Origin of the sequence: Candidatus Nanosynbacter sp. TM7-053, assembly GCF_022828375.1 — a bacterium.
Classification (GTDB): domain Bacteria; phylum Patescibacteriota; class Saccharimonadia; order Saccharimonadales; family Saccharimonadaceae; genus Nanosynbacter.
This window is the reverse complement of the sequence record NZ_JAJQJX010000001.1, coordinates 356,051-381,317: the sequence shown is the minus strand read 5'-3', so window position 1 is coordinate 381,317 and position 25,267 is coordinate 356,051. Positions and strand designations below refer to the sequence as shown.

Genomic DNA, 25,267 nt, shown 5'->3' with positions numbered 1-25,267 from the left:
GAAATTTTATGGACAATAGCAATAACAACAAACCTCAAACACCGCCTCAGCCGCAATTCCAGCAGGCTCCACAGCAGCCTCAGCCACAACAACAAATCCCACAACAACCAGTCATGGGAACTCCATACCAAATGCCACCAAAAAAGAAAATGAGCAAAGGTGCCATGTGGGGAATCATCGGCGGAATAATTGGACTAGTCGTAATTATCCTTGGTGTAGTCCTAGCTGTCTTGTTGCTAAGTGGTCCAAGCAAGGCGGATTATAAAGACCTGCTTTCACAGTTTACCGGTCTTGATGTAGGAGATGCTTTTATAAGTGAGAATAGTGCTGGCACTAAAAACACAAAAGATAAAATATATAAAGCCATCGAGAAAATCAATAATCTTAATAAGAAAATGAGCTCTCATAAAGCGCTTCGCGATAAGGATGTGAAGGCGGCGTATGATAGGTATGTGGATAGTTGGAATAATGGCGCGAGAGAGTATCTAGATTTTTTGGTTATTCTTACAGAAGACAAGACTTATGAAAAGTGCAAATCTCCTGATGTAAGTAAATACCTCCGAGAATCTAAAGAAAATTTTGAGAAGCGTCTGGATTCCGAGACAAAAGACTGCATAGATTATTTGGATAAGATGTCAAAGTCTGAAAATAAGCTAGCCTCCAAATATGGTAAGGACTGGAAGAATTATTACACAGAAATGAAGCAGTATTATGTGGCAATTGTAGAATATGCTAAAAATACAAAATCAAGATCATCGCTACCAAAAGCACCAAAGACTCCAAAGACAGATTTCAATACTGACGCTGTAGAAAAATGGAAAAAGGCTATTGATGATTTTGAGAAAGTTTTGGAAGAAAAAGCTAATAAATAATCTGTAGCTAAAAATAAAGCACTCTGAGAAATCGGGGTGTTTTTATTTGACTATAACTAAGCTATAGCGATATAATGACAAAAAGTATAAAAGTCAGGAGACTACTATTTATGGACGACAACAACAATAAACCACAGCCCCAAACACCGCCTCAGCCACAATTCCAGCAGGCTCCACAGCAACCTCAGGTTCAGCAGCCTCAGCCACAACAACAAATCCCACAACAACCAGTCATGGGAACTCCATACCAAATGCCACCAAAAAAGAAAATGAGCAAAGGTGCCATGTGGGGAATCATCGGCGGAATAATTGGACTAGTCGTAATTATCCTTGGTGTAGTCATGGCTGTCTTACTGCTAAGTGGTCCAAGCAAGGCGGATTATAAAGCTGCTGTAGACAAAGTGAATGATACAATCGAGATATACAATAAGGCAGCCTCGTCGCTTTCGTACATCTCCACTTCAGAAACTGAGACTTCATTGAAATCCAATCGTGATAAGCTCACTAAAACAAAGAGCGAAATTAATGACAGATTGACAGAGATAGGTAAGATGAAGGCCGTCACTGGTGACAAAGAGGTTCGCGAAAAGTATGAGGCTCTGAAGAGCAAACTAGAAAAGTTCAATACAGCCGTAGATGCCTTTGAAGAAGTATACGAGAAGATTATGCCGGTGATAATTGAATTTTCTGACGGCAGAAATAGCTCTAACTTTTCTAGCGTAGAAAGCACAATTAGGAAGGCTCGACAGAATCTTAAGAATGTTGACGCTAAGAACGAAACTAATAAAAAGTTTATTAGAGATTTCACTTCCAAGCTAGAAAAAGTCGAAGAGATGCTACCGAAGGTTGTAGAAATGAAGAGTGATTATAAAAAGTATGACTCCAATTACATGAGTGAATTTTATGACAGTCTTACTGAGATTCAGAAGCCTATTAATGAATGGACATCAGGAATACAGAAGCTGGCAGAAGAGGGTGAAATTCGCGATGAATTAAATAACCTAGGAACTATACTGGTAAACAAGGTAAATAAATAGTTTTACTAAATATCAGAAGCGCCTCGTTTCTTGCGGGGCGTTTTTTGATAGAATAAATATATGGACAAGCAAGCTAAATTGGACGCGTTGGCGGAAGAAATTGTAAAAGAGAAGGTTTGCTCGGATCTGGCGGATCAGGCGACTCAATTAGTTATGGGCGATGGAAATCCTGATGCTGATATCGTTTTTATTGGCGAAGCGCCAGGGAAGAATGAAGATTTGCAGGGCAAGCCGTTTGTTGGTGCTGCGGGAAAATTCCTTGATGAGATGCTAAAGTCTGCTGATCTGCAACGTTCGGATGTGTATATCACCAACATTGTTAAATATCGACCGCCAAATAATCGCGACCCACTACCAGAGGAAAAGCGTCAATTTTGGCCATATTTACTCAGGCAATTAGAAATCATCCAGCCAAAGGCTATTCTGACCTTAGGGCGGCACAGTGGCGGCGGATTTATTCTAGGATTGCAGATCAGTAAAGAACACGGTCGTCCACGTAAAGTGCGTCTGCATGATCTAGAATTTGTGGTCATTCCTCTATATCATCCAGCCGCTGCACTTTATAACGGCGGCATGCGTCAGACTTTAATTGACGATTTTATTCAGGCTGTGGAATTTGTGAAGAAGAATGGCGGCGCTTAATTAGATTATTTTCTTGCAAAAGTTTCCCAGACGTAGTATAGTGGATAGTCGATATCTATTATATCTAAGTCGAGAAAGGATTTGTATGAGATTATCGGGAGCTGTTGAACAGGCGTGCTGCATTATGGCAATTCTGGCGGATCCGAAAAGGACGACGCCGGTAACTAATGATGCGCTGGCGGAAAAGATGCTGGTTTCGCCGACGTACTTGAAGAAAATCAGTCGGAAATTGGTAATAGCAAAGCTAATCACTTCAACGCAGGGAACTGGCGGCGGATTTATTTTAGCGAGAAAAATGAACGAAGTTACGTTGCATGATGTTGTCCTTGCAATTGAGGGAGAGTCGCCATTTTTCCAACCTCAGGGAATTGTTGAGAGAGTTTTTGAATCGCGTCCTCGTCAGGTGGAAATTGGCATGAATATGATAGAAAAGGTTTTTTCTGAAGCGCAGGAAAAGTGGCGTGAATATTTGAAAACTGTGACGCTGGAAGATGTCGCAAAGGAGGTCTCACATGATTAAAAATAAGATGTTACAAGCCGAATGGAAACATTTGTTTAATAATAAAATATTGCTGATATCTATGGCTGTAATTTCGTTTATCCCGATTTTGTATAGTGGATTTTTCCTAGGCTCAATTTGGGATCCATACGGACAAACAAAAAACTTGCCGGTGGCGTTCGTGAACGAAGACAAGGGCGCTAGCTTAAATGGCAAATCGCTGAATGTTGGCGAATCTGTCGAGAAAAAACTGAAAGATAATCACGATTTGGGCTGGGAGTTTGTTAGTAAACAGCAGGCAGACGAAGGCGTGAATAGCGGGCATTTTTATGCAGTGGTAACTATTCCGTCCGATTTTTCGCAGAAAGCGGCGTCAATTACCGAATCTGAACCTCAGCAAGCGGTTATTAATTTTACGACCACGCCAGCGAAAAACTACATCGGTTCGCTAGTCAGTAATCAAGCTGCCGCCAAGGTCAAATCTTCGGTGTCTGAGCAAATCACTCAGGCGTACGCTAAGGGAATTTTGGAGAATTTGGACAAGCTTGGAATGGGGCTGGACACGGCAGCTAACGGCGCCTCAACTTTGCACGACGGATTAGGACGATTGCAATCTGGCACACAAGCGTACGTTGGCGGCGTGAAACAGTTGGCAGTAAACCAGCAATCTTTGGCTGGCGGACTGGCGCAACTCAGCGACGGTTCTCGTAAATTACAGGCGGGATTGGGGCAATTGTCGAACAATTTGCCGACAGAATCTCAATTGTCACAATTATCTAACGGAATGAAACAATTGCAATCGGGCATAAATCAGTTAAATGCCAGTGTGAGCAATCCGTCGCCAGCGCTCGTGGCTCAACAAAACAAGGTAAACACGGACGCGCAAACTTTGAAGAAAACAGTGGAAGATTCGGAATCCGACTTGTTGGCGGCAGGCGTCACTTTGCGGACTTTGGGCGCGCAAGCAGCCGCTCCTGGTGGCAATTCTACGACGACGATAAGTTTGCCGCAAATTAGCAATATTTCTCAGGCATTCACGAAAATTCAGACAATTAGCGCGCAGATGGAGACGCTACGTGAAGATCTTCAAGCGCTAACTCAGCAATTATCAGCGCAACAAACGCAACTTCAGGCTGGAGTTTCTGCATTGAATAACGGCGTGAATCAATTGACACCAAACGCAATCACCGCATTTAACGGCTACAACAGCGTGCGATTTGCGAATAATCAATTGTTGGCGGGCTCGGCAAGCTTAACAAACGGCTTAAACGAAGCGAAATCGGGCAGTCAAAAATTGGCGAATGGCGCGAGTTTGTTAGAGAGTCGCTCGGGCGCGTTAATTGATGGAACTTCGCAACTAGCAAGCGGCGCGGATGCGCTGGCGAATAAATTGGCGGACGCCTCTAACCGCATAAAAATTCAACCAACTGGCACTACAACTCAGCAGCAAATTGCAAATCCAGTGAAGTCGGAGATGACCGAAAAGGGCAATGTTCCGAATTATGGCTACGCTTTGTCGCCGTATGTTTTGTCGCTAAGTTTGTTCGTTGGAGCAATTGTCCTGAACGTTATTTATCCGATCCGCAAAACTTTTTCTGAGCAAGAAAGTGCGATTCGTTGGTGGCTATCCAAAGCTTCGGTGGCTGGCGTGGCGGCGTTTATGCAGGCAACGATTTTGATGTTGGTGATGGTGTTTTTCTTAGGGCTAACTCCAGAGCATCCAGTGCATTTTATCGGGGCAATTTATCTGACGTCGTTTGCGTATATGTCGATTGTGTCGCTTTTGGTGATTGTTTTGGACAATCCAGGGCGATTCCTAGCGATGATTCTTTTGGTGCTTCAATTGGGCTCCAGCGAAGGAACATTCCCAATCCAAACTGCCAACGGATTCTTCCAAGCAATTAATCCGCTAGTGCCGATGACTTACTCAATTCGTGCATTGCGCCAGGCCATTTCGGGTGGACTAGATAACGCATTTTACGGCGGCAGTATGTGGGTTTTGGCTGGGTTCTTGTTGGTGGCTAATTTATTGACAATCGGCTTCTTCGCTTATCGTGGCAAGCGTAAATTCGCACACACGTCGGTGGATGGCGATGATTAATTGACCTCTGTTATAAAACATTGTTCTTTGACAAAAAATGAGCGGTTTGCTAATATAAGAGTACTAACTAGAGGAATTTACATCAGTTCACCTCTATACCTGGTTTTTGAATTATATTGTAATAAAAAAGGAGTATAACAATATGGGTCAGCGGCGACTAGCAACACCGCAAAAAGACGACGCCAACAAGCGTCCGCAGTCAAAGAAAAGCAACAATGCAGTTTTGAATAGCACAACTACTCGTAAGGGTGAGGTTTTTAGAGCTCAGCGACGAACGAGTGAGAATGTTAATCTCAGGGCTTCACAGCACTTGATTGATATTCCTGTAAATAAGTCGGTTTATAACGGATATGGCGGTGAGCAATTTAGTGCCAAAATGCAACCAAAACCTGTTCGCGGTGGTCAGCCGAAACTTCGGATTATCCCAATTGGCGGCGTGGGCGAAATGGGAATTGGTAAGAATATGAACGCCATCGAATATGATGATGAGATTATCATCGTAGATATGGGCTTTTTATTCCCGGGCAGTGATTATCCAGGCATCAATTACATCACGCCGGATATTACTTGGCTGGAAGAGAATAAGCATAAAATTAAGGCGCATGTTTTTACGCACGGACATCTTGACCACATCGGCTCATTCCGTCACTTCATTCATCGTATTCCAGCGCCAGTTTATGGCTCTAAGTTTACGATTGGCATGCTTGATCGAACGATGGACGATTCAGAAGTGGATTTCAAGCCAGATTATCGAGTGATGGATCCGCTGAGTCACGAAATTGTTCAAGTTTCTAAGCATTTTTCAATCGAGTTGGTGCGAGTTAACCACTCAATTCCTGATTCTACGGCAGTGATTATTCGAACTCCGATGGGCGTAATTGTCGATTCTGGTGACTGGCGATTCGAGAAAAGTCCAGTTGATGGTCAGAAGTTCGACCTTGAGCGACTTACGGAAGTGGCTTCAAAAGAAGGCATTTTGATGTTTATGAATGAATCGACCAACTGTGAGTCGGCTGGTACGCACACACATACGGAGTTTGATATTCAGTATTCCATCGGTCAGGTGATGGACAAGTTTAGTAATAGTCGAGTAATTTTAAGCTGTTTCTCGTCGCAGGTGCATCGCTTGCAATTAATTTTGGAAGAAGCGCATAAGCACGGACGCAAGGTGGCATTTGCTGGATTCTCGATGATTCAGAACCTGGAGGTGGCGCTGCGTTCGGGGACGATTAAGATTCCTAAAGACACCATCATGAAGATGGAAGATATTGTTAAATTACCAGATAATCAAATTGCCGTAGTTTGTACTGGCTCGCAAGGTGAATTTAACGCCGTCTTAAATCGCATGGCGACGGGCGCTCATAAATATATGAAAATTAAGGGTTCGGACGTTGTGGTGTTTAGTTCAAATCCAATTCCTGGCAATGAAAAAAGCGTGGTGCGAACGGTTGATGGTCTGATGCGTGAAGGTTCTGACGTCATTCAGAACGGCAAAACTCACTTGACGGGAATCGGTCCATTACACTTGTCGGGTCATGGATATTATGACGATCATGTCAAATTGATCAACGCGCTTAACCCAACTTACTACATGCCAATTCATGGTGAGTTCCATATGCTAGTACATAATGCCAGGTTAGCGGAAAAAGAATGCGGAATTCCTCGTAAGAATATTTTTGTGTGCGATGCTGGAGATATTATTGAAATTGATATTGAAAGGCAAGCAAAGAAGGCTGGGCGAATTCACGTTGGTGGCGTAATGTACGATGATACTGGTGCTGTTGTTTCTGAGGTTGTACTGAAAGACCGCATTCACATGTCGCAAGAGGGAATGTTTGTTGTAGTATTGACCGTACAGCGTGGCACGGGACGATTATTGACCAGCCCAGATATTATTTCTCGTGGATTTATTTACTTGCGTGACTCTGAAGAGTTGATGAATATGATTCGTCAATACTTGAAGCAAAAAGCGGCGCGTAGTTTTTCTGGCAAATATGATTTGGATGTGATCAAAAAAGAAATTAAAGATGAGATTACGCACATATTGTACGATCAGACTCGCCGAACGCCGATTGTCATTCCGGTGATTAACGAAGTTGGTGGCTTGAAATCTGTTAAGTCGGCAACTACGCCAACGCATTCTGCCGTGAAATCGCCAGCGCGTGGTAAAAAGCCCGCCTCAGACGAGCCAAAGATGACCCTTCCAACTGCTCCACGCCGCCGTTTTCCGCAGCGCCAAGTGCCAGACACTGAAGCAAATGACACAAAAGCCAGGGAGCGACAGAACGCTCGCCCGTACTAGGGTTCTAGATTGATTTTACTGGTAAATTATGCTATAATACTAAGCGTATTAAATTGATTTTTACATCTGTTAATAAGTATAAAATCAGTGTATAATAAAAACGATTATGGCAAAAAAACGAAAGAGCACGAAAAAATCCGCACCAGCCAAGCCGCAGCATAGTTTGCCGGCGGGTTTTTGGTCGCAAGTTGGCGCGGTGATGCTTATTCTTTTGTCGCTACTACTCGTCGTATCGTGGTTTGGCGTCGGTGGTCCGGTTTTACAATGGATTGATATGGCGACTGTAAAAACTATTGGTTATACCGCGTACGCCTTGCCAATATTGCTGATTTATTTGGCGGTTGAGACTTTCCGAGCAGAAGAGAATCAATTACCCGCAGTGGTGAAATTTGCGGCAATTCTGGAAATTGTGTGGTTCTCTGGATTGTTTGGGTTAATGAAGATGGCTTCGCATCCGAATTCTGGTGGATTTGTGGGCGACATATTAAACACGGCAACCTTGAAAATGGTAGATTCGGCAATTGCTGTGATTATTTATCTGGTTTTGGCGTTTATAACGGTTCTATTTATTACCCAGACGTCACCGTTTACGGTTTTCAGTAAACTTTGGGAGATGATTAAGAGCAATACTAAGGAGGACGATAATAATCGTTCTGTTATGAAGAAGGCGTCAATTGCTCAGCCGGCAGAAGAAGAGAAAAAGACCGACTTGGGAGAAATTAAGCTAAACGCTGGTGTGCCAATAATTGATACAGCCAAAGAGAAAAAGAGTTTATTGAAGAAAGTGGAGAAGCCAGAAAAGGCCAATGAAGAACAGGCTTTGGTGGCAACTCGTGATCCAAATTGGGAAGCGCCAAGCTTGGATCTATTAGAGAAGAACGAAAGCGGTGCTGATGCTGGAGATACGCGCCAGAACGCCCAAATAATTCACGATACGTTGGCTGAATTTAATATTGAGGCAGCGATGGGTGACATTAATGTTGGTCCAAAAGTTACGCAATACACTTTAAGACCGCCAAGTGGGGTTAAATTGACGCGAATTACGGCGCTGGAAACTAACATTGCGCTTAATTTGGCAGCACAAAGTTTAAGGATTGAGGCGCCAATTCCTGGTCAGCGAGCGGTTGGTATTGAAGTGCCTAACCGTAAGGCTGCTGAAGTTCGCCTACGAAGTACGTTGTCATCGAAACAGTGGGCTGCTGCTCGTGATCCTTTGAGTTTTGGAATTGGTAAAGATATATCTGGTCAAGTTGTTGTGGGTGAACTGGGGAAAATGCCGCATTTGTTGATTGCTGGACAAACGGGTTCTGGTAAGTCTGTTATGATTAATACTTTGCTGTGTAGCTTGCTGTATCGTAATAGTCCGAGTGATATGAAGTTGATTTTGGTTGATCCGAAGCAAGTCGAAATGGCGCCGTACGCCGATATTCCACATCTTCTTACGCCAGTGATTAACGAACCGGAAAAGACCATTTCAGCCTTGAAGTGGGCGGTGAATGAGATGGAGCGACGCTATAAGTTGTTGGCGGGCGAGAAAATCCGTAATATTAAGGAATATAACAAGAGGCTGCAGTCTCGCGCGAAGAAGATTGCGATTGCTGATGAAAATGGCAATGTTCAGGAGCATGAAGATGGATCGATGCCATATATCGTGATTGTGGTGGACGAGATGTCTGATCTCATGATGATGGCCAAGAAAGACGTTGAGACATTAATTGTTCGTTTGGCGCAGAAATCGCGAGCGGTTGGTATTCACTTGGTATTGGCAACGCAGCGCCCTAGTGTGAACGTGATTACTGGTTTAATTAAGGCGAACGTGCCGGCGCGAATTGCCTTTACGGTGGCTAGCCAGGTTGACAGTATTACGATTCTAGACCAATCTGGCGCTGAGAAATTATTGGGTCAAGGAGATATGCTATTTTATGTAACGAGTATGAGCAAACCAAAACGTATTCAGGGCGCCTGGGTAACAGATGACGAGGTGAATAAAATTGCCGATCATTTGCGTATGCAGATGGCTCCGCAGTACAACGACGAAGTGGTGGCTCAGCCGGTTCAATTGGATGGCAAGGGTGGAGTCGTGATGGACTTGTCGGAAGGTGGTGATGATAAGTTTAGGGATGCGGTTCGTGTAGTGGTTGAGCGTCGCAAGGCTTCAACGAGCATGCTACAGACACGCTTGGGAATTGGTTATCAGCGAGCAGCGCGAATTATTGAAGAGATGGAAGAGCGGGGAATTATTGGTCCGCAGAATGGCTCTAAGCCACGTGATGTTTTGATTTCTAGTCCAGAAGAGCTTGATGAACTGTTGGCGGAATCGTGAAAAGATTGACCAAACATTATGAGCGAGTATTTTCTTGATAACTATGACTTAGCTCTTGATCAGGAGACTCTTGTCGCTATAGTACAGGCGGCGGGTAAAGTTCTTGAGGAGAGGGGTGCTGAAGACCTAGAGAATGGTCGCTATAAAATAGGCGATAGCAGTGTTGCTGCGAACATTTTTACATATAAGCTATCGCCAGAAATAGTACATCATATTTTTTCAATTCCACTAGAAGCCATTTGCGTTTCTTCGGACGGTCATGCGGAGGAGTGCGAAATAATCTATTTACCAGAATCTATGCTGGAAGACTGTACGCAATGTTCCGCTGAATTAGGTCTATACGTTACTGAGGTGGTGGGCCGTTCGGGTGGCTTACCGCCACTTCATATAGAGCACAGCTGGAATATTAGAGGTTGGAAAGGGAAATCTCTTGAGGGAGAATATAAGGTCGAATATTCCGTAGACGGACGACGAATAAGTCCAAGTAATCTTGATTTAGAAAGTCTGGATTTGAGAAACCCTGAAGATGCCAGAAGATTAATCGCCGACATAAGGAACAACGCTCAATCCCTCAGTGCTGACGATATAGACACTATCTATAAGCTCATTGACACGATATCGCAGAATGGGGTATAATATAGGCGAATATTAACCTAAGCTTACGTGAGACAGCGTAAGCATCCGTAAATGGATTCCAGAGGAGGAAACATGAACGAATACGAACTAACTGTTCTTATTCACCCGGATTTAGAGGCTAATCTAGATTCAGCGTTGGATAAGGTACGTGGTTTAATCACTACTAACGGTGGTGAAATTATCAAAGAAGATAACTGGGGCAAGAAAAAATTGGCCTACACAATCAAGCGTGAAGATTTTGCAGTTTACGTTTGTTTTGAGGTTAAGTTGCCAGCACCAGCTTTATTGAAGATTTCAAACACGCTTAATATTACTGATGAAGTTTTGCGTTACCTATTGGTAAAAACTGATGAAAAAACTCGTCAAGCATTAAGCGAGCAAAAAGCACGCAACGAAGAGTCTGATTCAAGCGAATCAAGTAAATAAGCCTAACTGCCGTAAGGTAAAAGAGGGGATAGAATATGGCACGAAGTATCAATCAAGTGATTTTGTTGGGTAGATTGACACGTGATCCAGAACAGCGAACAACTGCTTCTGGTAAGAACGTAGTTAGTTTTAGCATTGCTGTTGATCGACAATCTCAAGACGATCAGGCTGACTTTTTCAATATCACAGCCTGGGATAAACTTGGTGATTTGGTAATGCAATATCTAAGCAAAGGTCGTCGGGTTTTGATCCAAGGACGACTGCGACAGGATAGCTGGGAAGATAAGGATACTGGTAAAAGACAGAGTCGAATTGAAGTTACTGCTTCAGATGTAACGTTCTTAGACGGTCCAAGCGGCGACAATTCAGGTTCTGCAGCACCAAAGACTACTAAAAAAGAGGAAGTCGTAACGGAAATTGACGATAAGCCAATTGACTTAAGCGAAATCCCATTCTAATAAGGAGATTAAAATGGCACAATTGAAGAAAAATCCACCGATTATTTTTGACTATAAAGATGTAAAAACTTTGCAACGTTACATCAATGTTTACGGTCAAATCGAGCCAATCAGCAAGACTGGTTTGAGCGAAAAGCAACAGCGAAGCTTGGCGGTAGCAATTAAGCGTGCTCGCCACTTGGCTTTGTTGCCATTTGTTACTAGCAACTAGGAACGTTTAATGCGCAATATCTCGTTGCTATTACATATTTGGCAGCGAGATATTTTATTGGAAAGGAGAAAATATGTATCAGCCAACTGATTTGAAAAAAGGCGTAGTTTGTCAAATTGATGGCAAGCCATATCGCGTCGTAGAATACGGCCAAAAAGTTATGGGTCGTGGCGGTTCGATTGTTAACGTGAAATTGAAAAACCTAATTGACGGAAGTGTTATTCCAAAGACCTTCAAGGGGCAAGAGCGAATCGAAGCTGCGGAAGTAAATAATAAAACTGCGCAATATTTGTATAACGACGGCGACAAATTCTATTTCATGGATCCGACTAGCTTTGAGCAATTTGAGCTGGCTGCGGAAATCGTGGACGATGCTAGTAAATACCTGAAAGAAGGCGACGAATTAAGCCTTCAATTCTTCGACGGTCGAGTGATTAACGTTGAACTACCAAAGAATAAATATCTGGAAGTTACCTACACAGAAGATGTGGTTAAGGGTGATACGACTTCATCTGTACTAAAAGACGCTACTTTGGAGACAGGGCTAGTTGTCAAAGTTCCAGCATTTATCAAGCAGGGCGACATCATTAGTGTTGACACATCGACTGGTGAATATCGCGAGCGAAAGAAATAGTTCTATTTAATGAAACAGCGATTAGATAAAGCTCTGGTCGAGCGTGGTTTGGCGACAACAAGGTCTCAGGCGGATAATTTTATTCGTCTGGGCTATGTTTTTTTGAATAAGAAAATTGTCCAGAAATCAGGAACTATGGTGTCTGATTCGGATGAGATAAAGCTCGAGAAGAAGGAAACTTATGTTTCGCGAGCTGGCTTAAAGTTGGCTAGCGTGGCGGAGTATTTTCATCTTAATTTTCAGGATAAGACTGTCTTAGATATTGGTTCGAGTACGGGCGGATTTACTGACTATTCGCTGCGTCATGGCGCCAAAAAGGTATTTGCTGTTGATGTTGGAACGGATCAGCTCCATCCAAGTTTGAGGCCGAATCCAAAAATTGCTCTTCACGAAAAGACCGATATTCGTGATTTTTATGCTGATGAAGCAATTGATATTATTGTGGGCGATGTGTCGTTTATATCTCTGAGGGAAATTCTGCCGCACGTGGCAGAAAATTTGATGAATAGCAGTACTGTTTTAATTGCTATGGTGAAACCTCAATTTGAGGCGGGGCGGCATCAGGTTAATAAGGGAATTATTAAAAACGATAAAGTTCGTCGACAGATTTTGTCTGACTTTGAAGATTGGGCGAGGAAGTATTTTGTTATCTTAGATAAAAAAGATAGTGAAGTGGCTGGCAGTAAGGGCAATCTCGAGCGATTTTACAAATTGAAATTATCTAAACGTTAAACCTAAATTCAACGACGTCATTTGGCTGCATGACGTAGGTTTTTCCTTCGGTGCGAATTTTGCCGTTTTCACGAGCCTTAACTTCCGATCCTGCAGCGACTAAATCGTTAAAATCGACAATTTGTGCGGCAATAAATCCGCGCTCAAAATCCGAGTGAATAACGCCCGCGGCTTGCGGGGCAGTCCAGCCTTTGTGAATTGTCCAAGCTCGGACTTCTTTTTCGCCCGCAGTTAAGTAGCTTTGCAATCCAAGAGTATCGTAGGCTGCATGAATAAGTTTGGCGAGCCCAGTTTCCTTGACGCCGTAGCTTTCTAATAACTCTTTGGCGTCATTTTCAGATAAGCCCTTCAACTCTTCTTCCAGTTTTGCGCAGACAAAGACGGTTTTTGCAGGACTTACGAGTTCGGTCAATTGACTCTGTAGATCGGAATTGTTCAATCCTTCTTCGTCGACATTAAACGCATAAATGACTGGCTTGGCGGTAAGAAGGTGCAGGTCGGAAATTGCCTCAAAATCCACATCTGCCAGGGCGGAAATTGGTACGCCTTTTTGTAAATTGTCGATTAAAGACTGCAGATATTCAACTTTTTGGCGAGCTTTTGGGTTTGCTTTAGCTTCTTTTTGAAGTTGAGGCAGGCGTTTTTCAAGAGTTTGCAAATCAGCCAGAATCAGCTCAGTATTGATTATGTCAATATCCTTTTTTGGGTCGATTGGCGCTTCGTCGTGACGCAAAATTTTTGAATTTTCGAACGCACGGACAACGTGAACAATCGCGTCACACTCTCTGATATTGTGTAGAAACTTATTGCCTAGACCTTCGCCCTTAGACGCGCCAGCAACCAGCCCTGCAATATCAACAAAAGTTACAGTGGCTGGAATAATTTTTTGCGCATGATAAAGATCGGCTAAAATTTGCAGGCGATTATCTGGCACGGGAACAATTCCTGTGTTCGGCTCGATTGTCGCAAACGGATAATTAGCCGCCAAAATATCATTATTTGTTAAAGCGTTAAAAAGTGTCGACTTGCCGACATTTGGTAAACCAACGATTCCAATAGATAAACTCATATATTTATTATATCATCTGCGTAATCTTTGATATAATTATAAGCATGAGAAGAAAATACTCATTGCCTAAGGTGGGCATGCTGGCAATAGTAGTGGCTCTGGCTATTTCGGTAACGGCTTTTTTTATCTATACATATGCGGCGCCAAGCTCGCCAAATTGGACGATAACTGGTAAATCCTGGGTTACTAAGCAATTTAATCCAGAAGACACTACCAACTTCGGATCTAACTGGACTATTGCTCCGGGGAGGTTAAAGGATGTAAAGCCTGGTGATACTGTTGACTGGTGGCATAGTCTTTTTGTTAGCGGAGGGCCTACTGATAATGTTATAACTGGCGTTCAGCAGGATGTGTTCGATTTAAGCTCAAATCAGCCGATGGATAATGATGTCAGTCTGAATGATAGGGGAGCTTGGCATAATGAAGGTCCTCGGTCGTTTACGACTATTCCTGAATCTAACTGGAAGGGTTGGGCTTGGAATCGAACAAATAATCCAAAGGGAGTGGATTATCACACTACCTCTATGGAAGCGTTGAATGGTAAATCTCGGCTTGAGGATCTTCATGGCGATCTTGGAAATAATAAATTCATGTATACACGAGTCATTAAAAGAGAGGATATGGGTAAGCGCATATGTCAGCGTATATATTGGAGTAGGCGTAATTCTTTGACGCCAACCGGCTGGGTGTATTCGTCATATGCCTGTGTTGAAGTTCCGTATGATTATGATGTAGAACCTTCGGTGAGTGTTAATTCGGATTATATTGACGCAGAAAATGTCACGAAAATTGAGGGAATAAATGCTGGGTTGAATAACAAAGGGACTTTAAAGACTCAAAATTCTTCGTATGCACTTGCTCGATTTGTTGTCAGAGGAGCTGAAGTATCGGAGCTTACAGGAAAGAGTAATGAAGTTTCACTTCCTGGGGGTACTGCTGATGATGATTGGCCGTGCGCAATTGTGCGACTGATTAAAGGACAATATAGAGATAGCTTAAATATTGATAGTGGCGCGTGTAGAAAAATTGTTCAAAACACTGGCAGTCAATTAAACACCGGTCAGACTCCAGTGGCTACAAATCAGATAGATAATTTGGACAGGGTTAAGCTAAGTGCTAACGACAGTCTATGTTACGTGGTTATGGTTAGCGATTATAATGGTTCGGCTTCTTCTACGGATTTTAGGTACGCAGTTAAGTGTATTAGGTCGTCAAAAAGACCAAAGGTTCAGGTTTGGGGCGGTGATATTAAGACTGACAAAGAAGTTATTACTAGCAAGACATCGAACAGCGTGAACGTTCCTGATGAGAATCTTAGTCGCATTGAGTTAGATAAGACCTCTATACGAGCAAAGGGGCTGTGGGGTACAGGGCTAGATAGGCATGGTAATAAGCTTGGTCGTGGAGTGTTGTTTAGTCCCGGTGAATATGGATATAAAGGGGGTGATGAACCTGATCCGCATTGGTCAATAGTTTGTGCCGAAGATCAGTATGGTGGTAATGGAAATCAGAAGGCGTACGATAAGAGCGGTAATGTGGCTGATTTACCTAGTTGTCGTGGCGATGCAACTAATCTAAAAGACGACTATCAAGCCAGAACGGTCGTAACGACGCAGTGGCATAATCCTGGCTGGGGTGATGTGCTGCAAGATGGTTATATTACATGTAAACCCGATTCTATGTATCACGATATAGTTGGTGACGCATCGCTCGTCTATAATCCTGATTTTTGCAAGAGGGGTGTTTGGAGAACATCTGACTCTGCGAAGTGGATTAGTATAAATAGTTTTGGTCGACATACGCATTCTAATAGTAAACCGGATCCGGCTAATTTAAACTGTCGGGATGACACTCGCCCTATAGTAGAAATTATTTCGTGTTCAAACACGTACGTCTTTAGATTGAAAGGTGTCAACTTGGGGGCGCTAAAAGATGCTAAGAAGCTGGAAATTGGTTTTAATGGAGCTGTGGATAACTTTGTTAGAGTGAAGATTAATGGTCATGAAATGAGGGTATTGGGTAATGAAAACGGCGTAAGACCTGAGGGGACTCAGTACTCTGGTTGGGGTCTTCCGGGTTATGCTGGAAATTCTCGATTTACTGCCGAGACACAGCCAGGTACTGTTTTATATGAGAATAATAACTTCATCGATATTTATGTAAAATCTAATCCGTCACATATGGGACTACTGATCGAGGATATAACATTGGCGTATAAGATGGCCTATACGAATCAGAATGTATATGGCTCTTGGGGCGAATATGGAATTATTGCTAATGGTAATGCTGAATCAGCTTCAGGGGCTGGATTGTCATCATCGTTTAATGGTCGTTCGGGTGTAAATCCACGCGATTATAACAAATTAACTTTTGCTAACACGCCTAAGTTTGGCAATTTTAGCGCAACTAATTCCGTTCCAGACAACTTCACTTTGCCTTCGGTTCGTGGAGCTAGGGGTAATATCTCTGGCAATGTAGATGTGAATAGTCTAGCTTCGGGTGAATATAACGCTGGAAATATAACCTTAACGGGGTCAAAATTAAGCGTAGGCAAGAGTATAGTCATAAAGTCCTCGGGCGTAGTTAGGATTTCGGGTGATTTGCTATACACAGACACGAATGACGTGCGCCAATTGCCACAACTAATTATCTACGCGAAGAATATTATTATAGAGCTCTCGGTTGGGGAAGTGAATGCTTGGTTGATTACTCAGAAAGACGGATATGTTAGTACTTGTGGCGTGGTAATTAGCGCCGGAAGTTGGCTGAGTGGTGTTTCTGATGTTTCTTGTGGCAAGCAATTGAAAATCAACGGGCCAATTAAAACTGGGCGCTTGTTCTTGCGGCGAACATACGGTGGAAAGCATGCTTCATCTGCAAAGAATGATCCGAATATGCACCCTGGAACTCCAGCAGAAATCATTAACTTAAGAGCTGACACTTATATCTGGGCTTACAATAATTATCGAAACACTGGCGCGATCAGCACGATGAATGTTCGCGAATTGCCGCCAAGATATTAAAAGTTTGCAAATTAAAACGCTAATGTATATAATTATTATTAGTTATGAAATTAGCAAAAGGGTTGGGCGAATTCTTCGGACTGGACATCGATACGAATGCGGTGCGGGTGGTTCAATTGTCTCGTACTGGCACGGGATGGAGTTTGTCTCATTACGGTTATACGCCAGTTGATTCTAAGATAACGAGTGGCGATTCTCCAGAGTCTAAGCGACGCTTGGGTGAGGCTATTATGACTGCTGTTGGTCAAGCTGGGATTAAGACGTCCAATGTAGCTGTCGGCTTGCCGTCAAATAAGACGTTTTCTACTATTATTGACGTGCCGAAAGTTCCTGAACAAGAACTAAAGGCGATGATGAAGTATCAAGTTGATCAATATATTCCAATGTCTTTGGATGAGGCGGAAGTTGACTGGGTGCTTTTGGGTGAAAGCTTGCATGCACAGAATCAATATGAGATTTTACTGACAAGTACAGCGAAGTCTTATGCGGAAGAGCGTCTGGAATTAGTTGAAAATCTGGGCTTCAATGTGATTGCCGAAGAACCGAACGCTATTGCTATGGTTCGTTCCTTGTCAGCTACCGATTCTCAGGATGCGCGTTTAATTATCAATATGGGCGAAAATTCAACGGATTTGGCGGTTGTTTATAACGGAGCGCCGCGACTTATTCGTATGATTCCGACCGGGCTTTCATCTTTGGTTCGATCGGCGGTTCAGAATCTCAGTGTCCAGGAAGATCAAGCGCGTCAATTTATTTTGAAATTTGGTTTGGCACCGGATAAATTAGATGGTCAAGTACTAAGGGCAATTGATTCAACTCTCGATAATTTTTCTTCAGAGCTAGTAAAATCTATAAAGTTTTTCCAAACTCGATATCCAAGCGTAGCAGTTTCTGGAATCCTATTATCAGGATTTGGCTCAGCTATTCCACAGCTTGATGGATATGTGATGAATAAAACTGGAGTCCAGTCAATTACCGCAGATCCGTGGCAACGTGTTCAAGTTTCTCAGTCGGATCAACAGCAATTGGCGCCGATTGCTTCAGAATTCGCTATTGCTGTAGGGTTGGCACAAAGGAGTAATATATCATGATTGAGATAAATCTTCTCCCAAACGTTAAGCGCGAGCTATTGAAGACTCGGGCTATGCGCAATCGGGTTATTTCAATATCGTTTTTGGTGGGCGGTGCTTCGATTGCGGCAGTAGTTGTTTTAGCGTTGATTTTGGGTAGCCAGATTGCAGCCGAGGCGGTCCAGAACGGAGTTATTAAAGATAGGAGCGATAAATTGATGGCGGTCGAAGATCTTAATAAGGTTGTAACGATTCAACATCAATTAACAAAGATTAATGAGCAACATTCTGGAAAGAAGATTAATTCAAGGATCTTTGATGTTGTAACGGCGGTTAATCCGGTTGCACCAAATAATGTTAGTTTTTCGGATATAAAAGTCAATCCTGAGTCAAAAACTATTACCCTGGAGGGCAGTGCGGTTAATGGTTATAGCGCGTTAGAGACCTTAAAGAAAACTATCTTGAATACAAAAGTCCAGACTACTGACGGCGATAAAAGTTCCGAGGTTAGTCTGACTAAGGAGATAAAAGATGGCGATACTAGTTTTGGAGAGAACTCAGAAGGTAAAAAAGTGTTGCAATTCTCGTTCTCGTTTGAATATGCGGAAGAATTACTAGCGCCTGCAAATAACGGCACAGTTTCCGTATTGACGCCGACTGGTAAGGTTGATGTGACAGATTCACGTCAGGGAATTCCGGATAGCTTGTTTAAGAGTAACTCGAAAAAACAGGAGAAGAAATAATGGCGACCGATAATAAAGAAGTTGCAATACGCAAGCGTCAACAGATTGATTCGTCAAAAAAGACTATGTTTATTTTTGTGGCTTCTGCGGCATTTTTGGCGGGAATTGCGCTTGTTGTGAGTATATTTTTGGTGCAACAAATTGTATTTCATTCGAAGATTCTTTTAGAGAAGCAAAATACGATTTCTCGTCTAGATAAAAACTTGTCATCAGTTGATGAATTAAAGAAGAATATCCGAGTTTTAGACACGAATACTGCTCTTAACTCTATAAAATCAAGCAGCGAAAGTAATGCTCTTCAGACGGTACTGGATGCGTTGCCAGATAATGCGAATGCTGATGCTCTTGGCGCCTCATTGAAGAATAAATTTATTGACACGACTACCGGTGTGACTATTCAAAATCTGACCGTTGCTCAATCTGGATCTGATAGTGAAAGCTCTGAGTCAACATCTGAAAATGCCGTATCATTTACTATGGAAGTGAGCGGTCCAGCTGAAAAATTGAAAGAATTGTTAACTAAGTTAGAGGCGTCTATTCGAGTCATTGACCTAAAGACCGTGGAAATCCAGCGAAATGAGGATAGATTGAGTTTGGTGGTTCGAGGTGTCGCTTATTACGAGCCAGCACAAACAATACAATTAGAGAATAAGGTGGTTAAGCCATGAAGAAAACAGACATAGCAATGGTAATATTGATCGCGGGTGTGGGTGTGGCAATCGGCTATATTGTCGCCTCTAATATCTCGTTCTTAAAAGTCCCAGAATCTGGCACAAAAGTACAGACTATTCGAGAAATATCACCTGACGTCGAAAAACCAAACCCAGCGATTTTTAATAATAATGCGATAAATCCAACTGTTGAAATATTCGTAGGTCAAGATGCAGCCAAATAGAGAAGGGGCGTAAATGGCTTTACTGACGGACGACATCCAAGATAAGTTGATCGAGCTGCTCGTAAACGAGGGGCTTATTGAGAAGTCTGTCATTGATGACGCCTTAAAGCGCGCCTCTGAGAGTGGCAAACCTCTGTTTAGTTTGCTTAGTGAAGAGGGGTTGCTTGACAATGAGCTATTAGTTCATGGCGTGGCTCAAGTTTCGGGCGTGCCGTATGTCAATCTGTCGAATAGCGTTATTAGTCAGGATATTTTATCGCTATTGCCGTCCGATGTTGCTGAGAGATTTATGGCTGTGCCGCTGGCCGAAGTTCAGAACCGACTAGCAGTAGCGATGATCGACGCGAATAATGTTCAGGCGGTGGACTATTTGTCGAATCGCATCCAGCGCCCGATAAAAGTATTCATGGCTTCGGAAGAGAGTGTCCGCCACGTCTTGGATCAATATAAGACTGACTTGTCATCTGTTAATGTGGCTGCACAGGCTTCGCAGGAAGAGTCTTTGTCTGAGGCTGGCAATATTAAAACGATTGTCCAAGATTCGCCGATATCACGAGCATTATCGACAATTTTGGAGTATGCGGTAAAAAGTCATGCGTCCGACGTGCATATTGAGCCATTAGAGAAGGCTTTGAAGATTCGTTGTCGTGTTGACGGTGTTTTGCGTGAGATTATTCAGCTCCCAAAGAGCATTGAGCCGGCGCTAGTTAGTCGTATTAAGATTCTTTCCAATCTAAAAATTGACGAGCATCGCATTCCTCAGGATGGTCAATTCGCGGTTAACGTTGCAGGTAAAGAGGTTGATCTTCGTATTGCTATCTCTCCAGTTGTCTGGGGTGAACAAGTGGTTATTCGTCTGCTTGATAAGAGTGGAAGTTCTTTTAATCTGGAAGATATGGGCTATGCTGGGCGCGCGTTAAGGACGATTCGTAAGGGAATTAAGCGACCAAATGGAATGATTTTGACGTCGGGTCCAACTGGTTCTGGTAAGTCAACGAGTTTGTACGCGTTGATTAAAGAGATTAAAGACGACACTGTGAATATTGTGACGCTTGAAGATCCGGTTGAATATAAGATGGATGGAGTCAATCAGATTCAGGTGAACGCGGAAGTTGGCTTGACGTTTGCTTCTGGGCTGCGCTCAATTTTGCGTCAAGACCCAGATATTGTGATGGTTGGTGAGATTCGCGATAATGAAACAGCAAATTTGGCTATTCAGGCGGCTTTAACGGGACACTTGGTTTTCTCAACACTTCACACAAATTCCGCTGCTGGCGTGCTGCCGCGCTTATTGGATATGGGAATTGAGCCGTTTCTTATCGCCAGTACGGTTAACACAATCATTGGTCAGCGTTTGGTGAGGCGAGTGGCGCGCCGTCGAGATATTTATCAATCGTCACCATTGGAAACACAGGCAATTCGCGAGGCGGTTGGTGGATTATTGCCACAAACAAGGGAGCAGGTTGCTCAATACGCGCAAGATCTGGGATATGAAAGTTTGCCACTAGCGACACAGACGTCGTTTGCCTTGGCAAAAGGAAAAGATACGCCGCAAACTCCTCGCGGTTATGCTGGGCGAGCTGGTTTGTATGAGGTCATGGATATTACTGAAGAGATTCAGAATTTGATTGTTAAGCGCGCAACCTCAGCGGAAATCCAGCGAATGGCAATTCAGCAAGGTATGATTACGATGCGTCAAGATGGTTATCTGAAGGCGTTGAACGGAATAACGACAATAGAAGAAGTTAATAGGGTAGCGGCGGATACCGCGTAAAAGGAGGAAACATGAATAATCAAGAATTGCGAATTGAGATTTTGCTGGAAGAAGTCGTTAAGAAGCGAGCTTCAGACCTTCATATTCAAGTTGGTTTGCCGCCAATGCTACGAATTGACGGTGCGCTTATGCCGGCCGCCGGAACTCAGCCATTGGACGAGCCTGCGGTTGAGAGATTAGTATTTCAGATTCTTGATGAAGATCAGCGGCAGATTTTGCTAAAAGATAAGGAATTCGACTTTTCGTTTGCGTTTGGTACACTGGGACGATTCCGAGTTAACGCCTTCCATGAGCGTGGCAATTTGGCTGCAGCCCTACGCTTGATTCCAAATGAAATTAAGTCGGCGTCTGAGCTGGGTATGCCACCAGTTGTTAATACGTTTGCGGATTTTCCTCGCGGTTTGGTGTTGGTTACTGGTCCAACTGGTTCTGGTAAGTCAACAACTTTGGCGGCGCTGGTTGATAAAATTAATTCTGAGCGCTCACAGCATATTATTACCATTGAAGACCCTATCGAGTTTACTCACAAGTCGAAAAAATCAGTGGTAGTTCAGCGTGAAGTTCATTACGATACTTATTCGTTCTCTGCAGCTTTGCGTTCGAGTCTTCGCCAAGACCCGGATGTTGTGTTGATTGGTGAGATGCGCGACCTTGAGACGATTTCAGCAGCGATTACAATTGCTGAAACTGGACACTTGGTGTTTGCGACACTGCACACGAACTCCGCAGCACAATCAATTGACCGTATGATTGACGTGTTCCCGCCACACCAGCAGCCACAGATTCGCGCTCAGCTCAGTAATATCTTGATGGCAATTTGTTCACAGCGACTAGTCCCAGCTATTGGTGGTGGACGAGTTGTGGCGGCAGAGGTTTTGATTGCTAACCCAGCGGTGCGCAACATTATTCGCGAAGGTAAATCTCACCAATTGGATGCCGTGATCCAGACTGGTGCTGATCAGGGAATGCAGACGATGGATCGAACTTTGGTTAATTTGGTACAGAACGGTACGATTACGTATGATAGTGCTCGTGAATTTGCTGTTGATTTGACGGAATTCGAGAGGCTGATGAGGGGGTAATAAATGAAAAAATACGATTACGAAGCCAGAGATAGTGCAAGTAACAAAATCGTTAAATCAGTTGTTCAGGCTGATAGTGAAAATGCTGCCGCAAAGCTCTTGACGGCTCAGGGCTTTGTGCCGTTAAAAATTGAATTACAAGACGATAAAACAAATTTCTTTGCGAGGTTTTCTGGTAGAATCACCACTAAGGATAGGGTTGTATTTACTCGTCAGTTAGCAACTCTTATTGGAGCAGGGCTACCTTTGGCGCAAAGTCTTCGAACGGTTCAAGAGCAGACTACGAATAAGCGCATGCAGGAAATTGTTCAAGAGATTATCTCTGACGTTGAAGGCGGCAAATCCTTGTCTGATTCGTTCGCAAAGCATCCAGAAGCTTTTAATAAAGTTTATGTAGCTTTGATCTCGGCCGGCGAGACGTCAGGTACAATGGATGATTCGCTTAAGAGGTTAGCTGCTCAGCAGGAAAAAGAGGCTGCTATGATGAGTAAGATTAGAGGCGCTATGATGTATCCGTCAATTGTTTTGGTAGTGATTATCTTAGTTATCGGATTTATGTTATTTACAGTTGTTCCGCAAGTTGAGGGGTTGTATCGTGACTTAAATAAGGGGTTGCCATTTGTAACTCTTGCGATGATTAAAGTGGCGAACTTTTTTAGTAGTCTTTGGTGGCTTGTTATATTGGCAATGATTATCGGCGGTTATTTCCTAGCACAATATCTGAAAACTGAACAGGGAATTAGGACTAAAGACACCTTTAAGCTTAATGTCCCAATGTTCAAAGGGATGTTTAGGAAAATGTACATGGCTCGATTTGCCAGGACTGGTCAAGTTCTTCTGAGTACTGGTGTGCCGATGCTTGATATGCTTCGAATTACGTCTGATGCTGTCAATAATGTAGTTATTAGCGAAAGTATACTTCGCGCATCGGATAAGGTGAAGGGCGGTAAGGCCTTGTCAGCTTCTTTATCTAATGAAGATTATTTCCTAGCAATGGTGCCGCAGATGATTAAAATTGGTGAGCAGTCGGGTAAAATTGATGAGATGATGGGTAAGACCGCTCAGGTGTACGAAGATGAGCTTGACGAGGAGATTCGCGCTTTGTCGACGGCGATAGAGCCGGTTTTAATGGTCTTTTTGGCTATAGTTGCAGGTACAATGGTGGCGGCTATCTTGCTTCCAATTTATAGTTTGGTCGGTAATATTAATATCCGCTAGACTGACTTATATTTTTAGTGTATTATAAGCTTAAGCATTTTTGCGTAAATATAGGTAAACCATAGAAAGGTGGGAAATCTAATGACAAAAAAAGATAATAAAAAAGGATTTACAATCATCGAGGTTGTTCTAGTCTTGGCTATTGCTGGACTTATCTTTGCGATGGTGTTTATCGCATTGCCAGCTTTGAAACGTAGCCAGCGTGACCAGTCAAGGAAGAACGACGCTTCAGTAGTTGCCTCAGCTATTAACAATTGGAATTCAGCCAATCGTAACGGTGGTACGTTTAGTGAAGACTCTCTACGCAAGTATGTAGAAAAGCTTGATCAATATGATAAAAATTCAGAGCTGAAGGTTGCTACACCTGGTGCTTCAATGTCGGTTGCCGGTAATGAAATTAAGGTTATGCGTGGTAAGAAATGTCCTTCTAGTACGCCAGCTCCATCTGCTGGCGATCCAGCAAATATAACTTTGCAAAACGGATCTTCACGCAACGCAGCAGTCGTAGTTCTGCTGGAGAACAACGGTTCTCAAAAGCAATTGTATTGCCAGGACGTATAATCCATAGATAAATTACGAATCAGCCTCGGTATGGGGCTGATTTTTTTATGGTTTTTTGTTACCATAAGAAGTATGATTAAGTTTGTACTAGTGGGATTTTTAGGGGCTATTTTAGGCAGTTTCGCCGGAGCGCAAATTTGGCGCTTGCGGGCTCGTCAATTGATGGAAGATAAAAAAGCTGGAGAAAAAGTCAACCAAAAGGAATTAAAGAAATTATCTCCATTGATAAAAAAAATTTCCAAAGATAGGTCTCGCTGTTTATCTTGCGGTCATGAGCTTAAGTGGTACGATTTGATTCCTGTGGTAAGTTGGGTCGCTGGATTGGGGCGGTGCAGATATTGCAAAGCATTTATCGGTTGGACGGAAATCTTGCTAGAACTAGTGATGGCTGGATTATTCGTTGCATCCGTGGTTTTTTGGCCTGGGTCATTGACGGATATCTGGCAAGTCGCGTTGCTGGTATTGTGGTTGGCAAGTTTGGTGTTGCTGGCGATTTTATTTGTCTATGACCTCAGATGGCTACTTCTTCCAGATGTAATTAATATTCCGTTTATCATTCTTGGCGCTATTTTTGCGGGAATAAAAGTATGTCTAGCTGGCGATTTTTCAAAAAGCTTGATGACGTTATTTGGGTCGATTGCGATTCTGAGCGGAATATATATGGTGCTATATTTATTCTCGAAATATCGTTACGGGGAAAATAAAACTTGGATCGGTTTTGGTGATGTTAAGCTTGGACTTGGATTGGGTTTGTTCTTAGGAAACTGGCTTTTGGCGTTTGCGGCGTTGTTTATTGCGAATCTTATCGGCACGCTTCTTGTCTTGCCATCAATGATGCGAGGAAAGTTGCAAGCAACTTCACGGATCTGCTTCGGTCCATTGCTTATCGTAGGGTTTTTACTCGCTTGGTTCTTTAGCCGACAAATTTTAGAGTGGGGCTTTCTTATTGTCTAAGTAAA

Annotated in this window: 24 protein-coding genes; 23 read left to right on the top strand and 1 reads right to left on the bottom strand. The window is 43.1% G+C overall.

Annotated features, from left to right (window positions below; genetic code table 11):
* Positions 1-8: 8 nt before the first annotated feature.
* From LRM50_RS02065 to LRM50_RS02005, 13 genes are all read left to right on the top strand, one after another.
* Positions 9-872 carry a hypothetical protein gene (locus LRM50_RS02065; RefSeq protein ID WP_243809673.1) on the top strand — a complete coding sequence of 288 codons (864 nt, stop codon included), beginning with the start codon at positions 9-11 and terminating at the stop codon, positions 870-872.
* Positions 873-982: 110 nt separating this feature from the next.
* Positions 983-1,909 carry a hypothetical protein gene (locus LRM50_RS02060; RefSeq protein ID WP_243809672.1) on the top strand — a complete coding sequence of 309 codons (927 nt, stop codon included), beginning with the start codon at positions 983-985 and terminating at the stop codon, positions 1,907-1,909.
* Positions 1,910-1,969: 60 nt separating this feature from the next.
* Entirely contained in the window at positions 1,970-2,551 is a 582-nt protein-coding gene (locus LRM50_RS02055) for a uracil-DNA glycosylase (RefSeq protein ID WP_243809671.1), read from the top strand.
* Between the two features lie 85 nt (positions 2,552-2,636).
* Positions 2,637-3,071: an RrF2 family transcriptional regulator gene (locus tag LRM50_RS02050; protein WP_243809670.1), complete on the top strand. Its 435-nt coding sequence runs from the start codon at positions 2,637-2,639 to the stop codon at positions 3,069-3,071.
* Positions 3,064-5,151: a YhgE/Pip domain-containing protein gene (locus tag LRM50_RS02045; protein WP_243809669.1), complete on the top strand. Its 2,088-nt coding sequence runs from the start codon at positions 3,064-3,066 to the stop codon at positions 5,149-5,151. The genes LRM50_RS02050 and LRM50_RS02045 overlap by 8 nt, the downstream gene beginning before the upstream one ends.
* A 142-nt stretch (positions 5,152-5,293) precedes the next feature.
* Positions 5,294-7,453: a ribonuclease J gene (locus LRM50_RS02040; RefSeq protein WP_243809668.1), complete on the top strand. Its 2,160-nt coding sequence runs from the start codon at positions 5,294-5,296 to the stop codon at positions 7,451-7,453.
* Positions 7,454-7,559: 106 nt separating this feature from the next.
* On the top strand, positions 7,560-9,776 hold the full coding sequence (locus LRM50_RS02035; protein WP_243809667.1) for an FtsK/SpoIIIE family DNA translocase: 2,217 nt from the start codon (positions 7,560-7,562) through the stop codon (positions 9,774-9,776).
* Positions 9,777-9,794: 18 nt separating this feature from the next.
* On the top strand, positions 9,795-10,412 hold the full coding sequence (locus LRM50_RS02030) for a hypothetical protein (protein ID WP_232736275.1): 618 nt from the start codon (positions 9,795-9,797) through the stop codon (positions 10,410-10,412).
* 72 nt (positions 10,413-10,484) lie between these two features.
* Positions 10,485-10,838 carry a 30S ribosomal protein S6 gene (gene rpsF, locus LRM50_RS02025; protein WP_164999950.1) on the top strand — a complete coding sequence of 118 codons (354 nt, stop codon included), beginning with the start codon at positions 10,485-10,487 and terminating at the stop codon, positions 10,836-10,838.
* 35 nt (positions 10,839-10,873) lie between these two features.
* Positions 10,874-11,296, top strand: coding sequence for a single-stranded DNA-binding protein (locus tag LRM50_RS02020; RefSeq protein WP_129634765.1), 423 nt, complete (start codon positions 10,874-10,876; stop codon positions 11,294-11,296).
* Between the two features lie 13 nt (positions 11,297-11,309).
* A complete protein-coding gene (rpsR, locus tag LRM50_RS02015) occupies positions 11,310-11,507 on the top strand; it encodes a 30S ribosomal protein S18 (protein ID WP_129632167.1) in 198 nt (65 codons plus the stop codon).
* A 73-nt stretch (positions 11,508-11,580) separates the two neighbouring features.
* Complete coding sequence (gene efp, locus LRM50_RS02010) at positions 11,581-12,141, top strand: elongation factor P (RefSeq protein WP_129632170.1); 561 nt, start codon at positions 11,581-11,583, stop codon at positions 12,139-12,141.
* A 9-nt stretch (positions 12,142-12,150) separates the two neighbouring features.
* The gene (locus LRM50_RS02005) at positions 12,151-12,873 is read left to right on the top strand and encodes a TlyA family RNA methyltransferase (RefSeq protein WP_243809666.1); all 723 of its coding nucleotides are present in this window, start codon (positions 12,151-12,153) and stop codon (positions 12,871-12,873) included.
* On the opposite strand, the gene ychF is transcribed toward LRM50_RS02005, so the two are convergent.
* A complete protein-coding gene (ychF, locus tag LRM50_RS02000) occupies positions 12,863-13,942 on the bottom strand; it encodes a redox-regulated ATPase YchF (RefSeq protein ID WP_243809665.1) in 1,080 nt (359 codons plus the stop codon). The genes LRM50_RS02005 and ychF overlap by 11 nt on opposite strands.
* Before the next feature lie 44 nt (positions 13,943-13,986).
* Here ychF and LRM50_RS01995 point away from each other — a divergent pair, with 44 nt between their 5' ends.
* The 10 genes from LRM50_RS01995 (at position 13,987) to LRM50_RS01950 (ending at position 25,262) form a co-directional block, all read left to right on the top strand.
* Complete coding sequence (locus LRM50_RS01995; RefSeq protein WP_243809664.1) at positions 13,987-16,965, top strand: hypothetical protein; 2,979 nt, start codon at positions 13,987-13,989, stop codon at positions 16,963-16,965.
* Between the two features lie 44 nt (positions 16,966-17,009).
* Positions 17,010-18,056 carry a type IV pilus assembly protein PilM gene (gene pilM, locus LRM50_RS01990; protein WP_243809663.1) on the top strand — a complete coding sequence of 349 codons (1,047 nt, stop codon included), beginning with the start codon at positions 17,010-17,012 and terminating at the stop codon, positions 18,054-18,056.
* Positions 18,053-18,778 (top strand): PilN domain-containing protein, encoded by a 726-nt coding sequence (locus tag LRM50_RS01985; RefSeq protein WP_243809662.1) that lies wholly within the window; start codon positions 18,053-18,055, stop codon positions 18,776-18,778. Before pilM ends, LRM50_RS01985 begins: the two co-directional genes overlap by 4 nt.
* Positions 18,778-19,446, top strand: coding sequence for a hypothetical protein (locus tag LRM50_RS01980; protein ID WP_146423671.1), 669 nt, complete (start codon positions 18,778-18,780; stop codon positions 19,444-19,446). Before LRM50_RS01985 ends, LRM50_RS01980 begins: the two co-directional genes overlap by 1 nt.
* Entirely contained in the window at positions 19,443-19,673 is a 231-nt protein-coding gene (locus tag LRM50_RS01975) for a hypothetical protein (RefSeq protein WP_129636905.1), read from the top strand. Before LRM50_RS01980 ends, LRM50_RS01975 begins: the two co-directional genes overlap by 4 nt.
* A gap of 13 nt (positions 19,674-19,686) precedes the next feature.
* Positions 19,687-21,447: a GspE/PulE family protein gene (locus LRM50_RS01970; RefSeq protein WP_243809661.1), complete on the top strand. Its 1,761-nt coding sequence runs from the start codon at positions 19,687-19,689 to the stop codon at positions 21,445-21,447.
* A gap of 11 nt (positions 21,448-21,458) precedes the next feature.
* Positions 21,459-22,529 (top strand): type IV pilus twitching motility protein PilT, encoded by a 1,071-nt coding sequence (locus LRM50_RS01965; RefSeq protein ID WP_129632198.1) that lies wholly within the window; start codon positions 21,459-21,461, stop codon positions 22,527-22,529.
* Between the two features lie 3 nt (positions 22,530-22,532).
* Positions 22,533-23,747 (top strand): type II secretion system F family protein, encoded by a 1,215-nt coding sequence (locus LRM50_RS01960; RefSeq protein ID WP_243809660.1) that lies wholly within the window; start codon positions 22,533-22,535, stop codon positions 23,745-23,747.
* 81 nt (positions 23,748-23,828) lie between these two features.
* Positions 23,829-24,308: a type II secretion system protein gene (locus tag LRM50_RS01955; RefSeq protein ID WP_243809659.1), complete on the top strand. Its 480-nt coding sequence runs from the start codon at positions 23,829-23,831 to the stop codon at positions 24,306-24,308.
* Between the two features lie 72 nt (positions 24,309-24,380).
* Positions 24,381-25,262: a prepilin peptidase gene (locus LRM50_RS01950; RefSeq protein ID WP_243809658.1), complete on the top strand. Its 882-nt coding sequence runs from the start codon at positions 24,381-24,383 to the stop codon at positions 25,260-25,262.
* Positions 25,263-25,267: the final 5 nt, after the last annotated feature.